Below are 14,938 nucleotides of genomic sequence, written 5' to 3'. Positions count from 1 at the left end.
TGTTCAGGCCTGCGCTGCACGGGCGGCAGCGAAAGCATCTGGGGTATTGAGATTGGAAGTCGATACGCCTTCGGCGCAGCGTTTGTTCAGACCGGCCAGCACTTTACCAGGACCGCACTCGACCAGTTCGGTCGCGCCCTTGGCCGCCAGGGTCTGCACCGATTCGACCCAGCGAACCGGTTTGTAGAGTTGCTCCAGCAGATCACGCTTGAGGGTCTCAAGATCCGCAGCCACATCGGCACTGACGTTCTGTACCACTGGAATCTGTGGCGCCTGCCAGTCAATGGCAGCGATAGACTCGGCAAAACGCTCAGCGGCCGGACGCATCAGTTCGCAGTGCGACGGCACGCTGACGGGCAACGGCATGGCACGCTTGGCACCACGGCTCTTGCACCCTTCAATGGCGCGCTCCACAGCATCCTTGGCACCGGCAATCACCACCTGGCCCGGTGAGTTGAAGTTCACAGCGCTGACCACTTCGCCTTGCGCGGCTTCGGCGCAGGCGGCCAGCACATCGGCATCTTCCAGGCCGAGAATCGCAGCCATGCCGCCCTGCCCGGCCGGAACGGCCTCCTGCATCAACTGGCCACGACGCTCCACGAGCTTCACCGCGTCACCCAGGCTCAGACTGCCAGCAGCCACCAGAGCGCTGTATTCGCCCAGGCTGTGTCCGGCAACGAACGCCGGACGCGCACCGCCCTCGGCCAGCCAGAGGCGCCAGAGTGCGATCGAGGCGGTCAGGATGGCCGGCTGGGTTTTGTCGGTTTGATTGAGTTGCTCTTCCGGCCCTTGCTGGGTCAGTGCCCACAGGTCATAGCCCAGAGCATCGGAAGCTTCTTTGAATGTTTCGAGGATCAACGGGTATTGCGCGCCCAGCTCGGAAAGCATGCCGAGGGACTGCGAACCCTGCCCAGGAAAGACGAATGCGAGAGAAGCAGACATGAAAACAAAGCCCCTAATGATCTTGTCGTCAAAAATTGACGCCCCAGGGGGCGCTAGGAAACTGACAGTTGGATGGCGGCTTGAACCGACCGGTCACATTTAAGCATTGTCAGACGAAAACGCCTAAGTTAACAAATCTTCGAGGCGCCCATGAAGACGCTCCGGCAGGTTTTCCTGGATTTCGATCAGCGCGCGATTGATCGCACTTTGAAACCCCTGCACGCCCGCCGAACCATGACTCTTGATCACAATGCCCTGCAGCCCGAGAAAACTTGCACCGTTATGCCGCGCCGGTGCCAGGTCCGCCTGCAACCGACGCATCAACGGCAACGCCAGGGCACCGACCATCCGCGAGGCCAGGTTCTGCCTGAACAGCTTCTCGATACGCGCCCCGATCATGGTCGCCAGGCCTTCGCTGGACTTGAGCAAAATATTGCCGACAAAACCGTCACACACCACCACGTCCGCCTCACCCCGGTACAATCCATCGCCCTCAACGAAGCCGATGTAATTGATACCTCGCGCAGCCTGCAACAACGTGGCTGCCAGCTTGACTTGCTGGTTACCCTTGATGTCTTCGGTACCGATGTTCAGCAGCGCTACACGAGGGCGCACGATACCCAGGGTTTCAGCCGCTACCGAGCCCATCACTGCAAATTGCAGTAGATGCTCGGCACTGCAATCGACGTTGGCGCCCAGATCAAGGAGCTGGCAAAAACCACGCTGGGTGGGGATGGCCGCAACCATCGCCGGCCGGTCGATGCCCGGCAAGGTCTTGAGCACGTAACGCGACAGCGCCATCAGTGCACCGGTATTGCCTGCACTGACACACGCCTGGACCTTGCCATCGCGCAGCAGCTCAAGGGCTACACGCATCGAGGCGTCAGGCTTGCCACGCAGGACCTGGGCAGGTTTTTCGTCCATGGTGATGACTTCGGACGCAGGTGCGATCGTCAGGCGCGAACGATCCACAGCCGATTGGCCGTTGAGCATTTCTTCTAGAAGGGAGGGTTGACCGACGAGGGTCAGGTGCAACGAGGGTGTAGCATTCAGACAAGCAAGGCTGGCCTGAACAATGCTGCGGGGACCGAAGTCCCCGCCCATTGCGTCAATCGCGATGACTTGAGCGGACAAGGATTACTCGTCAGCGCCCTTGTCGATCACTTTACGACCACGGTATACGCCTTCTGGCGATACGTGGTGACGCAGGTGAACTTCACCGGTGGTTTTTTCTACAGACAGGGTGCTAGCCTCGAGAGCGTCGTGCGAACGGCGCATGTCACGGGCAGAGCGGGATTTTTTGTTCTGCTGAACAGCCATAATTGATTAACTCCTAAACGTTTGGGTCACGCTTTAACTGCGCCAATACACTGAACGGGTTGGACCGCGTTACCTCGTCCTCGCTCGGTTCGGGCTCATCTGCTCCCGCCGGCTGCTGGCATTCTTCCGGATGATGAGCAGGCACAATGGGCAAGGCGAGCAGAAGCTCCTCCTCGATCAGTGACTGCAGATCCAATGGATCTTCGCCCAGTTCCAGCACGTCATAACCTTTCGGTAACGACTGGGTATTCGCACCCTCCTTCACCACGGCATAACTGCATTCGCTGTGGATCGGCAGGGTGACCAGCTCAAGACAACGCTGGCAAACCATTTTGACTTCAGTGTCGATAAAGCTGTGGATTACCACAGATTTACGTTCATCTCGTTCAAAAACGAATTTGGCCTGGACCGTACCGACATCGTCGGAAAGCGGGTCGCAGAGTCTCTTCAAATCGGCCAGCAGCAGTTCACCTTGAAGGGTGGTGCCACGGTCAGCCAATTTGCGCGGGTCAACGTGAGGTGGAATCGGGTCATTCAACATAGGCGCAGCATTATAGGGATGCACCCGGCCATGTCAAAGGAAATTCAGCCCTGTCCGTCACTTGCGCGCCTCGCTAGAATTCGCCCCTGCCTTTTGGAGATGCCCATGCTGCCTTTATTACTCGCCTCAAGCTCAGTGTATCGCCGGCAATTGCTTGCCCGTCTGGGGCTACCGTTCGTCTGCAGCTCACCGGACATCGACGAAAGCCGTCGACCTGACGAGCCAGCACTCGACCTGGTAAAACGCTTGGCCCGGGAAAAAGCCCAGGCCCTGGCGAGCAGCCATCCGGCGCATCTGATCATCGGTTCGGACCAGGTGGCCGTGCTCGGCGAGCGCATCCTGGGCAAGCCCCATACATTCGAGAACGCCCGCGAACAACTGCTGGCCGCGAGCGGGGCCCGGGTCAGCTTTCTGACCGGCCTGGCGGTGCTTAACAGCCAGACCGGCACCTGCCAGGTCGATTGTGTTCCGTTTACCGTCCACATGCGCACGCTGGACCCTGCACGCATCGAACGCTACCTGCTGGCCGAGCAACCTTATGACTGCGCGGGCAGCTTCAAGGCCGAAGGGCTTGGCGTGAGCCTGTTCCAGAGCACGGAAGGGCCAGACGCCACCAGCCTGGTTGGCCTGCCACTGATTCGCCTTGTGGATATGTTGCTGGCCGAGGGCGTGCAGGTTCCCTAAGCCAACATACAACGTGTAGCGAGGGCATTTATTTGTGGGAGCAAGGCTTGCCCGCGATGCAGGCGCTGCGATGATGCAGACCAGCCGGGTTATCGCTCATCGCGAGCAAACTTTGCCCCCCACAGCCAAGCCACAGGGGATCGCGCAAACCAACGAACTAGCGCAATGCCGGCCCCTGGAACCCCATCCACATCGCCAGATGCTCGGCAATGCTCGCTCCCAGCTTCTTCGAGAAGCGATCAAACGGCGACTCTTCGATGGTGAAATCCACCAGCTCTTTTTCGCCAATCACGTCCCGCGCCACCGAACTGGCGCTGCCCAGGCCATCGATCAAGCCCAGCGGCAAGGCCTGCTCCCCAGACCAGACCAGCCCAGAGAACAGCTCGGGATGCTCCTTGTCTTTGAGGCGCTCACCCCGGCCTTTTTTGACACTGGCAATGAATTGCTTGTGGGTCGTGTCGAGCACACCCTGCCAAAACGCGGTTTCTTCAGGTTTTTGCGGCTGGAACGGATCAAGGAACGACTTATGCTCGCCGGAGGTGTACACCCGACGCTCCACGCCCAGTTTCTCCATCGTCCCGACAAAACCGTAGCCGGCCGCCGTCACGCCAATGGAGCCCACCAGGCTCGCCTTGTCGGCATAGATCTGATCGGCCGCGCTGGCAATATAGTAAGCACCGGAAGCCCCCAGATCGGAAATGACCGCGTAGACCTTGGTGTTCGGGTGCAACGCGCGCAACCGGACGATCTCGTCATAGACATAACCCGACTGCACCGGGCTGCCACCCGGACTGTTGATGCGCAATATCACACCCTTGACCTTGGGATCTTCGAAAGCAGCCCGCAGGCTACCGACGATATTGTCCGCGCTGGCAGGCTCCTTATGGGCAATCATGCCTTCGATGTCGATCAATGCGGTGTACGCAGAACCCCGCACGGCGCTTTTTTCCATGTCGAACAGGGGCGTGAACAGCAATAGCGCGACAAAGAGATAAACGAACGTCAGCAGCTTGAAGAAAATGCCCCAGCGGCGGGAACGACGCTGCTCCTGCACACCGGCCAGCAAGGTCTTCTCCAACAGCTTCCAGCTTTTGTCGTCACCGTTCTCGGCGCTCGCCTTGGCCGGTGCCTTCCATTCGTCGGTCATGCAAGTATCCCCAGCAAAAACTTAATTGGCCCGCCGGCTCAGCCAGGCGTGCAACTCAGGAAAATGATCGATCGCCAACTGCGGTTCGAAGGCTTGCAGCGCCGCGATCGTCTGCGCGCCGTAACTCACCGCAACCGACCCCATACCGGCGTTGCGCGCCATCTGCAGGTCGAACGAGGAATCCCCCACCATCAACGCCTGTTCCGGCTGCATGCCGCAGTGAGCCAGGATTTGCTCGAGCATCAGCGGATGCGGCTTACTGGCCGTTTCGTCCGCAGCCCGGGTGATATCGAAATAATCGTCCCAGCCATGGGATTTCAGCACCCGATCCAGCCCGCGACGCGCCTTGCCGGTGGCGACAGCCAAGCGATACCCCTCGCCCCTCAAGGTTTCAAGAGTGTCTACCACACCGTCAAACAACGGCGAAGGCTCAGCCTCCAGCGCAATGTAGTGATCAGCGTAATACTGGCGAAAAACCAGCAGCTCAGGGTCACTGATCTCCGGGTACAGACTGCGGATCGCTTCCGGCAAGCCGAGGCCGATGATGCCCTTCACGGCAAAATCATCACACCTGGCAAAACCTGCACGATCAGAGGCGGCATGCATTGCCTCCACGATCCGACCGATGGAGTTCGCCAGAGTGCCATCCCAATCGAAGATCAGCAGCTTGTATTCAGGATGCACTCAACCGCTCCACGGTCTTGGCCCACATTTCATCCACCGGAGCCTGCAATTTCAGCTCACCACCATCGGGCAACGGCACGGTCAACATGTAGGCATGGAGAAACAGGCGTTTGCCACCAAGATCACGGATTTCCCGGGTGAAGTCGTCATCGCCGTACTTGCTGTCCCCAGCGATGCAATGCCCGGCATGTAGCGTATGGACGCGAATCTGGTGGGTGCGGCCAGTCACCGGCTTGGCCTCGACCATGGTGGCGAAATCACCGAAGCGGCGCAGGACCTTGAACACTGTCAGGGCCTCCTTGCCTTCTTCGTTGACTTCCACCATGCGCTCGCCGGAACGCAGGTTGCTCTTGAGCAACGGCGCCCGAACTTGCTTGATGGAGGTATCCCAACGTCCCCGCACCAGCGCCATGTAGCGCTTGTCGACGCCATCGCCGCGCAATTGCTCATGCAAATGCCGCAACATGCTGCGTTTCTTGGCGATCATCAGCAGGCCGGAGGTGTCGCGATCCAGGCGATGGACCAACTCCAGCTCCTTGGCGTCGGGGCGCAACTGACGAAAGGCCTCGATCACGCCGAAATTCAGGCCGCTGCCGCCGTGAACCGCAATGCCCGCAGGCTTGTTGAGCACGATCAGCGCCTTGTCTTCGAAGACGATCGAGGCTTCCAGGCGCTGCAACAGGCCTTGGGCCAGGGGCACGGGCTCATCGCGCTCGGGCACGCGAACCGGCGGCACGCGCACGATATCGCCCGCCTGAAGCTTGTATTCGGGCTTGATCCGACCTTTGTTCACCCGCACTTCACCCTTGCGCAAAATGCGATAGATCAAGGTCTTGGGCACGCCTTTGAGTCGGGCTAGAAGGAAGTTATCGATTCGTTGGCCGGCATATTCCGGCGAGACCTCGAGCAGTTGAACGCCAGGGGTCGAAGGGGCAGTAGTCGTCATGGCGGCGATGATAACAATTTTTTATGGAATTGAAGCACTTAATCATTGCTGCTATAGTCGCGAACGCCGCCAAAAGCGGCCGGACAGCGGACTAACGGTCAAAAACCGGCCCTGACCAACGCAATTCACGAGGACGAGAGGCCGTCCTACGGGGCTTTTGCTAGATAACGGCAGAGTTTGCAGGTGTAACGAGCGCAGGTGACATGAGGCCTGAAATACGCGGCAAAGCAGAGTTTTGACTCGCCTTGCGCGCCACATTCACGGCCAGTTCACAAAGTGCAGTCACCGGTAGACGACCCCGAGCGAGAGCTTCGGAAACAACGCCTAAATTAGCCATGATGCGTGACCTCCCCTTTCGGAGCTCACGGTAAATGCCAACCCGCTGCGGATTCTGCGCGCGGCAGCACCCGATTATCAGGGATACGTGTAGGGTGGAGATGTACAACCGTCGGACTGTGTAGCACTAGGCTTATATTTAGACGCTTCATCTCGTCCACAGGCGCCGGTTGATTCCTCCTCCTGACTGAGTGCTTGAACAGCCAGCAAGCAGGACGCGTCCGTCGCGACTTCGCCATCATTGGGTCGAACTCGCTGGACACTGGAATGGCCCGGCCACTTCCATGACGCACCTGACACCGACCGTGAGAAGTCGTGTGTGCCGAACGCCGTTTCCGGCAGCCCGGAAACCGACGGTACTACATGAAAAGAATGCTGATTAACGCAACTCAACCCGAAGAGTTGCGTGTTGCACTGGTAGACGGCCAGCGCCTCTACGATCTGGATATCGAATCCGGTGCACGCGAGCAGAAGAAGGCCAACATCTATAAAGGCCGGATTACTCGCATCGAACCAAGCCTTGAGGCTGCCTTTGTCGATTTCGGCTCCGAGCGCCACGGCTTCCTGCCCCTCAAAGAAATCTCCCGCGAATACTTCAAGAAGGCCCCTGAAGGCCGCGTCAACATCAAGGACGTCCTGAGCGAAGGCCAGGAAGTCATCGTCCAGGTCGAAAAAGAAGAGCGTGGCAACAAGGGCGCAGCCCTGACCACCTTCATCAGCCTGGCGGGCCGTTACCTGGTCCTGATGCCGAACAACCCTCGCGCCGGTGGTATCTCCCGCCGCATCGAAGGCGAAGAGCGCAATGAACTGCGCGAAGCCCTCAACGGCCTGGTTGCCCCAGCCGACATGGGCCTGATCGTTCGCACCGCCGGCCTTGGCCGCAGCAGCGAAGAAATGCAGTGGGACCTCGACTACCTGCTGCAACTGTGGACCGCCATCAAGGAAGCCTCGCTGGATCGCTCCGCGCCGTTCCTGATCTATCAGGAAAGCAATGTCATCATCCGCGCGATCCGCGATTACCTGCGCCAGGACATCGGCGAAGTGTTGATCGACAGCGTTGAAGCCCAGGACGAAGCCCTGACCTTCATCCGCCAGGTCATGCCGCAGTACGCCAGCAAGATCAAACTCTACGAAGACAGCGTTCCGCTGTTCAACCGTTTCCAGATCGAAAGCCAGATCGAGACCGCGTTCCAGCGCGTCGTCGAACTGCCGTCCGGCGGCTCCATCGTCATCGATCCGACCGAAGCCCTGGTGTCCATCGACATCAACTCGGCGCGCGCCACCAAAGGCAGCGACATCGAAGAAACCGCCCTGCAGACCAACCTTGAAGCCGCCGAAGAAATCGCCCGTCAGTTGCGCCTGCGCGACATCGGCGGCCTGATCGTCATCGACTTCATCGACATGACCCCGGCCAAGAACCAGCGCGCCGTGGAAGAGAAGGTCCGTGAGTGCCTGGAAGCCGACCGCGCCCGCGTACAGGTCGGTCGCATCTCGCGCTTCGGCCTGCTGGAAATGTCCCGTCAGCGCCTGCGTCCTTCTTTGGGCGAGAGCAGCGGCATCGTCTGCCCGCGTTGCAACGGCACCGGCATCATCCGTGACGTCGAGTCGCTGTCCCTGGCGATCCTGCGCCTGATCGAAGAAGAAGCCCTGAAAGACCGCACCGCCGAAGTTCGCGCCCAGGTGCCGATCCCGGTGGCTGCGTTCCTGCTCAACGAAAAACGCAACTCGATCACCAAGATCGAACTGCGCACCCGCGCCCGTATCGTCATCCTGCCGAACGATCACCTCGAGACGCCGCACTTCGAAGTGCAGCGCCTGCGTGATGACAGCCCGGAAGCCCACACCAATCAGTCCAGCTACGAAATCGCTGCTGCCGCTGCCGAAGTGGAAGAAGTGCAGCCGGCTGCTGCCACTCGCACCCTGGTTCGCCAGGAAGCTGCGGTCAAGACGGCTCCAGCCCGCGCCAATGCACCGGTTCCGACCGAAGCAGCCGCGCCGGCACCGGCACCTGCCGCCGCACCTGAACCAAGCCTGTTCAAAGGCCTGGTGAAATCCCTGGTCAGCCTGTTCGCCACCAAGGAAGAGCCGGCTGCGCCGACCGTTGTCGCCAAGCCAGCGGCTACCGAGCGTCCAGCCCGCAACGAAGAACGTCGCAATGGTCGTCAGCAGACCCGCAACCGCAACGGTCGTCGTGACGAGGAGCGTAAACCCCGTGAAGAACGTGCACCGCGTGAAGAGCGCGCACCACGTGAGCCACGTGAAGAACGCCAGCCTCGCGAAGCCCGTGAGGAAGTGCCAGCCGTAGCCCGCGAAGAACGCGCGCCGCGTCCGCCGCGTGAAGAGCGCCAACCCCGCGCGCCTCGTGAAGATCGCAAGCCACGTGGCGAGCGTGAAGAACGTGTTCGCGAGCTGCGCGAACCGCTGGATGCCGCTCCCGCCGCTGCTGCCGGCACCGCTGAAGAGCGTCCGGCCCGTCAGCCTCGCGAAGAGCGCGCACCGCGTCCGCCACGTGAAGAGCGTCAACCACGCGCCGAGCAGGCTGCCGCTGCCAGCGAAGAGGAAGTACTGAACAGCGAAGAGCAACTGCAGGAAGACGGTCAGGACAACGCCGAAGGCGATCGTCCACGCCGCCGCTCCCGTGGGCAGCGTCGCCGCAGCAACCGTCGTGAGCGTCAACGCGACGCCAACGGCAATGTGATCGAAGGTTCGGAAGCCTCCGAATCCGCCGAGAACGCCGAAGCGCCAAGCGCTGCCGACCTGGCCGCCGGCCTGGCCGTCACCGCCGCGGTTGCCAGCAGCTCGATCAGCGCCCCCGCTGAAGCCGAGGCTCACGAACAGGCCGAACGCGCTACCGCTGTGGTGGAAAACGCCCCGGTTGAAGCGCCTGTGGTCGAAGCCACTACCCCGGTAGAAACCACCGCTTCGCCAGAAGTGGAACTCGCCCCGGTTCGTGAAGCCGAACCTCAGGCAGAAGCAGTTTCCGAGCCTGTACCTGTCATCGAGCAACCTGTGGTTGCCGCTGAACCTGTGATCGAAGCTGTGATCGAGGAAAAAGCGCCGGAGCCGGTTCGCGAAGAACAGACCGCGTTCAACTGGCACGCCGAGCCAGCCGTCGTCGAAGCCGAGCCGGCAGCAGAAGCCGTGAAAGCAGCCGAGCCGGTCGTGGTCGAGCCAGCTCCAGCGGTTCAAGCGCCTGTGGTTGCCGAAGCTCCAGCCCCGGTAGAGGTGGAGGCGCCTGCCCCTGCCAGCGCCCTGACCCCCAACGGTCGCGCTCCGAACGATCCGCGTGAAGTGCGTCGTCGCAAGCGTGAAGCCGAGCGTCTGCAGAAGGAAGCCGAACAAGCTGCCGCTGCCGCTGCTCAAGCGCCTGCCGCTGAGCCAGCACCCGTGGAGCAAGCAATCGAGGCAGCCCCTGCCCCGGTCGCTGAAACCACCAGCGAACCCGCTCCCGCTGAATCGGCGCCGGTGATCGACGAACCTCAGCACTCCGCTGAAGAAGTCGCACCTCGCCACACTGAAGCCCTGGAAAAAGAGCACGAGCCTAAACCTCACGCCTGATTCCACCGCCCAGTAAAAAGCCCCGCCTGGTTGACGCCAGGCGGGGCTTTTTTATGTCTTCAGACTTAGTTACATGAGTGTTGGAAGCTCGATGGTGTGGAGCGGGCTTGCTGGCGAACATGGCCCGGCGTCCACCCTTGATGCAAGCTGACGCAGCGCTATCGCGAGCAGGCTCGCTCCCACAGGAGATTGGCGGCGGGCATAAAATCTGGCGACCATCGAAATTCAGTGTGGGAGCGAGCCTGCTCGCGATAGCGCGGGCCCGGCTTGTATCAATGTTGCCTGCCCCACAGGAATCCGCGTCGGCTGTTACTTGAAGATCAGCGCTTCAGGCACGTCCACATCCCAAACCACCCCAGGATCGTCCACTGCCACCTCCACCACCCGCGCCCCGGTAAACAACCCCTTGGCGCCGCGATCAGCGGTCAATGCCATCAATTGCGGGCCAAACGCACGACCAAACCCCACGGGATGCCCATACTCACCCGCTAGGACCGGCACACTGATGCCATCTTCGCTGATCTGCGCCACTACCTGCTCGATGCTTGACGGCAGGATGAACGGCATATCACCGAGCACGATCAACCAGCCATCCAGGTCCGGGCAAGCCTGGACACCCGCAGCGATACTGTCACCCAAGCCAGGCGAGTCCAGTTGTACAAAATCGCACCCGTAAGCCTGGGCCATGCGAATAGCCTGTGGACGGTCCTCACGGGTCACCAGCACGCGTTTTTCCAGAGAAGGCGGCAAGTTCACCAGCACCTGCTCGATGACCGATCGGACAGCGCCGTCACGCCCCGTGCAATCGGCCAGCAGCTTATCTTTGTCCTGGCCTGCAACCTGACGGAAACGGCTGCCCGATCCTGCCGCGAGAATGATCACGCCAATCGATTCAGTCATCCCGTCTCCTCGCCCGCCGATTACAGCGGCTTTTTCTGACGCAACTCGACGCCATTCTTGATCGCCACGATTTCAGCCAGCAAAGACAAGGCAATTTCCGCCGGCGTATGGCTGCCGATGTGCAAACCGATCGGCCCATGCAGCCGTTCGATAGCCTGTGCAGACAAGCCTAGCTGAGCCAGGTTATCCCGGCGCTTCTGGCTGTTCACCCGAGAGCCCAGGGCCCCGACATAAAACGCCTTAGAGTCCAGGGCCGTGAGCAGCGCCATATCGTCCAATCGTGGATCATGGGTCAGGGCGACAATGGCGGTGCGCTCGTCGGTCTGGATGCTCAACACCGCTTCGTCGGGCATGCCGGAAACGAAGCGGCCATGCTGCTCTTCCCAACCGTAGACAAATTCCTTGCGCGGATCGCAGATCAACACCTCGAAATCCAGCAACCGGGCCATTTCTGCCACATAACGCGACAGTTGCCCCGCGCCGATCAACAGCAGCCGCCAGCGCGGGCCGTAGATGGCCCGCAGGACTTGACCGTCGAATACCAGCGCGTCGGTTTTGCTGGCCGGCGTCAGCAGCACTTCGCCTGTGGCGACGGTCAGCTCACGGGCGACAATCTCATGGCCATCGCAGCGCTCCAGCAGTTGCGCGACCCATTGCGGATCGCCGACCCGTTCTTCGGTCAGGCGCAAGGTACCGCCGCACGGCAGGCCGAAGCGCGCCGCCTCCTCACGAGTGACGCCATAGGTGATGAGCTGCACGGGTGGACCGTCCGCCGGAATACGCCCGTCGTGCAGCCGGGCGATCAGGTCATCCTCGACACAACCGCCCGATACCGAGCCAATCACCACGCCGTCTTCACGCAGGGCCAGCATCGCCCCCGGCGGCCTCGGCGCCGTGCCCCAAGTCTGGACCACAGTGAACAACACCACCCGCTGCCTGGCGCGGCGCCACTCAAGCACGCTGCGCAGGACGTTCAGATCAACGCTGTCCATCAGGTTTTGGCCTGCTGCCAGCCCTGCAACTGATACCGCACGGGCAGCTCGCGGATGCGCTTGCCGGTGGCGGCGAAAATCGCGTTGCACAGCGCCGGCGCAATCGGCGGCACACCCGGTTCACCCACACCGCCCAACGGCACCTCGCCCGGCGGCGTGACCAAGTGCACCGCGACCTCCTTGGGAGCCAGGGACATGCGTGCCACTTCGTACATGTGGAAGTTGTCTTGCTGGACCTTGCCGTCCTTGAAGCTGATCTCCCCCACCACCGCATTGCCCAGGCCCATGACGCAGGCGCCTTCGAACTGGGAACGGATACGCTCGGGGTTGATCTGCGGGCCGCAGTCCACGGCAATATCGGCCTTGTGCACGATCAACGTACCATCGTCCTTGACCTCCACCTCCAGCGCAGCCGCCACATAGGTGACGAAGCTGTAGTGCACCGCCAGCCCCAGGCCACGGCCCTTGGGCAGTTTGCGGCCCCAACCGGCGGCCTTGGCGGCGGTTTCCAGCACGGTGCGGATCCGCGCCGTATCGATGGGATAAAGCTCGGGGGATTCGCCGTAGTTCCATTCTTCATTCAAGGTGCGCGGATCGATCTTACGGTCCGGGCCAAGCAATTTGACGTGATACGCCAGTGGATCCTGGCCGGCCTTGTGGGCCAATTCGTCGATGAAACTCTGAATCGCAAAACCGTGGGGAATATTCGACACCGAGCGGTACCAGCCAACCCTCGTATGGGCTACCGCTTCAGGGTTCTCCAGGCGCATGTTGGGAATTGCGTAGGCCATGTTGGTCACGCCCATGCCCACTTCGAACGGCGCTTCGTGGGTCATGCCCGGTGCAAACAGTGCGGTAATGCTCGGGGCTACGGTGCGATGCAGCCAGCCGGACGGCATCCCGTCCTGGTTCAGGCCAGCCTTGAGGTATTCGGCCGATACGGTGTGGAAATACGAATGATGGATGTCATCTTCGCGGGTCCATTGCACCCGCACCGCCTGGCCTGGAAACTCCTTGGCCAACACGGCCGCCTCGAGGACGAAATCGGGCTTGGACTTGCGCCCGAAACCACCGCCCAGCAGCGTGATGTGCACGGTAACCTTGTCGAAAGGGATCCCCAACCGTTCGGCGACGCGTTCACGGGTGACCTGCGGCGCCTGGCTCGGTGCCCAGGCTTCGCACTGGCCATCCTTGAACCGGGCGACGGCGACCATCGGCTCCATCGGCGACTGCGACAGGTGCGGCAGGTAATAGGACGCCTCCAGGGTTGCGTCAGCCTTGGCCAGCGCGTCGTCCAGATCACCAGTGTTGCGCAAGACTTTCCCGGGCTTGAGGGCCGCGGCTTCCAGTTCCTTGCGATAGGCGACGGAGTCATAGCCAGCATTCGGGCCGTCATCCCACTCAATTTTCAGCGCCTCGCGGCCCTTGATCGCCGCCCAGGTGTTTTTCGCCACTACCGCCACGCCGCCCAGAGGCTGGAATTCGGAGGGCAGCGGACGTCCTTCGATCTGCAGCACCTTGACCACGCCCGGTACTTTCAGCGCCGCGCTGCTGTCCACGCGCTTGACCTTGCCACCATAGACTGGCGGGCGAGCCACGACGGCATAGAGCATGCCATCGAAATGTACATCGGCGCCGAACACGGCACGCCCGTTGACGACGTCTTCGCCATCGATGGCCCGGCTCGACTCCTTACCGATGTAGCGAAACTCCGAAGGTTGCTTGAGGCGCAGGCTGTCACGGGCGGGAACTGGCAAGGCACTGGCCGCGGCGGCCAACGCGCCATACCCCAGTTCCCGACCGGAAGGCTGGTGCACGACTTTGTGCAATTGGGCACGACACTCACTCGCCGGGACATTCCACTGGGCAGCGGCGGCCAGCTCCAGCATGGTCCGGGCAGCGGCCCCGCAACGACGCATTGGTTCGTACCAGTGGCGCATACTGCGCGAGCCATCGGTGTCCTGGTTGCCGAAGCGCACCTCATCCGCCGGTGCCTGCCGCACCTTGACCTGCGCCCAGTCAGCGTCCAGTTCATCGGCCACCACCATGGTCAGGCTGGTGCGCACCCCCTGGCCCATTTCCGAACGGTTGCAGATCACCGTCACGCTGCCATCGGTGGCGATGCTCACGTACACCTGCGGGTCGTCGATCACACCATTGGGCATGCCCTCACCGCCGAACTTCTTGTCCTCGGCAAAAGCGTCCGGCAGGCCCCAACTGGCGGCCAGCACCAACACACCCGTGGCGCTCGCGCCTTTGAGGAAACCACGGCGGCTGAGGTTGCTCAGCACAAAATCATTGGGCAAGCGGCTCATGCCTTGGCCTCCTTCAGGTGGGTGGAAGCCTGGCGGATCGCAGTCTTGATCCGGTTATAAGTGCCGCAACGGCAGATGTTGCCGACCATGGCCTCTTCGATCTGCTCATCGCTCGGGTTGGGATTGGTCTTGAGCAAGGCGGTCGCGGACATGATCTGCCCACCCTGACAGTAGCCGCACTGGGCCACGGCGGTATCGAGCCAGGCCTTCTGGACAATTTGCCCGACCGGGTCGACATGAAGGGCATCGATGGTGGTGACGTTCTGGCCTTTCACCGAGCCAATCGGGGTGATGCAACTGCGCGCCGGGGCGCCGTCGATGTGAATGGTACAGGCGCCGCACAGGCCCATGCCGCAGCCGAATTTGGTGCCGTTGTAACCGGCCACATCTCGGATGGCCCAGAGCAGCGGCATGTCCTCGGTCACATCCAGTTGGTGATCTTTTCCATTGAGTTTCAAGGTAATCATGGGCACGCCCGCACGGTGATCGAATTATGGGGTCGAGCAATCTGCCGTTTGGACAACGGTTCGGTTGGCGCAGACTGACTCAGGCTAATCGGGCTCTCTTGTGCAA

General features: G+C 61.3%; 13 protein-coding genes. 2 read left to right on the top strand and 11 right to left on the bottom strand.

The annotated features are described in order from the left end of the window. Positions 1-3: 3 nt before the first annotated feature. The 4 genes from fabD to BW979_RS11555 form a co-directional block, all read right to left on the bottom strand. Positions 4-942 (bottom strand): ACP S-malonyltransferase, encoded by a 939-nt coding sequence (gene fabD, locus BW979_RS11570; RefSeq protein ID WP_076383832.1) that lies wholly within the window; start codon positions 940-942, stop codon positions 4-6. A gap of 123 nt (positions 943-1,065) precedes the next feature. Further along, positions 1,066-2,076 carry a phosphate acyltransferase PlsX gene (gene plsX, locus BW979_RS11565; RefSeq protein WP_076383831.1) on the bottom strand — a complete coding sequence of 337 codons (1,011 nt, stop codon included), beginning with the start codon at positions 2,074-2,076 and terminating at the stop codon, positions 1,066-1,068. A 3-nt stretch (positions 2,077-2,079) separates the two neighbouring features. Further along, complete coding sequence (gene rpmF / locus BW979_RS11560; RefSeq protein WP_003179396.1) at positions 2,080-2,262, bottom strand: 50S ribosomal protein L32; 183 nt, start codon at positions 2,260-2,262, stop codon at positions 2,080-2,082. Positions 2,263-2,275: 13 nt separating this feature from the next. Further along, the gene (locus BW979_RS11555; RefSeq protein ID WP_003204262.1) at positions 2,276-2,803 is read right to left on the bottom strand and encodes a YceD family protein; all 528 of its coding nucleotides are present in this window, start codon (positions 2,801-2,803) and stop codon (positions 2,276-2,278) included. Positions 2,804-2,908: 105 nt separating this feature from the next. Between BW979_RS11555 and BW979_RS11550 the strand changes: the two genes are divergently transcribed. Further along, on the top strand, positions 2,909-3,487 hold the full coding sequence (locus tag BW979_RS11550; protein WP_076383830.1) for a Maf family protein: 579 nt from the start codon (positions 2,909-2,911) through the stop codon (positions 3,485-3,487). 157 nt (positions 3,488-3,644) lie between these two features. Here BW979_RS11550 and BW979_RS11545 read toward each other — a convergent pair whose 3' ends face one another. The 3 genes from BW979_RS11545 to rluC are packed head-to-tail and all read right to left on the bottom strand — an operon-like array spanning position 3,645 to position 6,264. Continuing rightward, positions 3,645-4,634: a S49 family peptidase gene (locus tag BW979_RS11545; RefSeq protein WP_076383829.1), complete on the bottom strand. Its 990-nt coding sequence runs from the start codon at positions 4,632-4,634 to the stop codon at positions 3,645-3,647. A 21-nt stretch (positions 4,635-4,655) separates the two neighbouring features. Continuing rightward, a complete protein-coding gene (locus BW979_RS11540; protein ID WP_047228193.1) occupies positions 4,656-5,318 on the bottom strand; it encodes an HAD-IA family hydrolase in 663 nt (220 codons plus the stop codon). Continuing rightward, on the bottom strand, positions 5,308-6,264 hold the full coding sequence (rluC, locus tag BW979_RS11535) for a 23S rRNA pseudouridine(955/2504/2580) synthase RluC (protein ID WP_047228192.1): 957 nt from the start codon (positions 6,262-6,264) through the stop codon (positions 5,308-5,310). The genes BW979_RS11540 and rluC overlap by 11 nt, the downstream gene beginning before the upstream one ends. 699 nt (positions 6,265-6,963) lie before the next feature. Here rluC and rne point away from each other — a divergent pair. Beyond that, on the top strand, positions 6,964-10,158 hold the full coding sequence (gene rne, locus BW979_RS11530; RefSeq protein ID WP_076383828.1) for a ribonuclease E: 3,195 nt from the start codon (positions 6,964-6,966) through the stop codon (positions 10,156-10,158). Between the two features lie 309 nt (positions 10,159-10,467). Here the strand turns inward: rne and BW979_RS11525 are convergent, their stop codons facing one another. The 4 genes from BW979_RS11525 to BW979_RS11510 are packed head-to-tail and all read right to left on the bottom strand — an operon-like array spanning position 10,468 to position 14,832. Beyond that, entirely contained in the window at positions 10,468-11,058 is a 591-nt protein-coding gene (locus BW979_RS11525; protein WP_047228190.1) for a nucleotidyltransferase family protein, read from the bottom strand. Between the two features lie 20 nt (positions 11,059-11,078). Next, complete coding sequence (locus BW979_RS11520; RefSeq protein ID WP_076383827.1) at positions 11,079-12,050, bottom strand: XdhC family protein; 972 nt, start codon at positions 12,048-12,050, stop codon at positions 11,079-11,081. Then, positions 12,050-14,365, bottom strand: a complete 2,316-nt coding sequence (locus BW979_RS11515; RefSeq protein WP_047228188.1) for a xanthine dehydrogenase family protein molybdopterin-binding subunit — start codon at positions 14,363-14,365, stop codon at positions 12,050-12,052. The genes BW979_RS11520 and BW979_RS11515 overlap by 1 nt, the downstream gene beginning before the upstream one ends. After that, positions 14,362-14,832 (bottom strand): (2Fe-2S)-binding protein, encoded by a 471-nt coding sequence (locus tag BW979_RS11510; protein WP_047228187.1) that lies wholly within the window; start codon positions 14,830-14,832, stop codon positions 14,362-14,364. The genes BW979_RS11515 and BW979_RS11510 overlap by 4 nt, the downstream gene beginning before the upstream one ends. Between the last annotated feature and the right edge of the window lie 106 nt (positions 14,833-14,938).

Source organism: Pseudomonas sp. A214 (genome assembly GCF_900156295.1).
In the GTDB taxonomy this organism is placed as follows: domain Bacteria; phylum Pseudomonadota; class Gammaproteobacteria; order Pseudomonadales; family Pseudomonadaceae; genus Aquipseudomonas; species Aquipseudomonas rhizophila.
Note: the sequence above shows the minus strand (reverse complement) of the source record. Positions and strands in the feature narration are given on the sequence as shown.

Bases quoted from the DNA above. Each gene is read 5' to 3' on its own strand.
- fabD (WP_076383832.1), bottom strand. From the start codon at position 942: ATGTCTGCTTCTCTCGCATTCGTCTTTCCTGGGCAGGGTTCGCAGTCC.
- rpmF (WP_003179396.1), bottom strand. From the start codon at position 2,262: ATGGCTGTTCAGCAGAACAAAAAATCCCGCTCTGCCCGTGACATGCGC.
- BW979_RS11555 (WP_003204262.1), bottom strand. From the start codon at position 2,803: ATGTTGAATGACCCGATTCCACCTCACGTTGACCCGCGCAAATTGGCT.
- BW979_RS11550 (WP_076383830.1), top strand. From the start codon at position 2,909: ATGCTGCCTTTATTACTCGCCTCAAGCTCAGTGTATCGCCGGCAATTG.
- BW979_RS11545 (WP_076383829.1), bottom strand. From the start codon at position 4,634: ATGACCGACGAATGGAAGGCACCGGCCAAGGCGAGCGCCGAGAACGGT.
- rluC (WP_047228192.1), bottom strand. From the start codon at position 6,264: ATGACGACTACTGCCCCTTCGACCCCTGGCGTTCAACTGCTCGAGGTC.
- rne (WP_076383828.1), top strand. From the start codon at position 6,964: ATGAAAAGAATGCTGATTAACGCAACTCAACCCGAAGAGTTGCGTGTT.
- BW979_RS11525 (WP_047228190.1), bottom strand. From the start codon at position 11,058: ATGACTGAATCGATTGGCGTGATCATTCTCGCGGCAGGATCGGGCAGC.
- BW979_RS11520 (WP_076383827.1), bottom strand. From the start codon at position 12,050: ATGGACAGCGTTGATCTGAACGTCCTGCGCAGCGTGCTTGAGTGGCGC.
- BW979_RS11515 (WP_047228188.1), bottom strand. From the start codon at position 14,365: ATGAGCCGCTTGCCCAATGATTTTGTGCTGAGCAACCTCAGCCGCCGT.
- BW979_RS11510 (WP_047228187.1), bottom strand. From the start codon at position 14,832: ATGATTACCTTGAAACTCAATGGAAAAGATCACCAACTGGATGTGACC.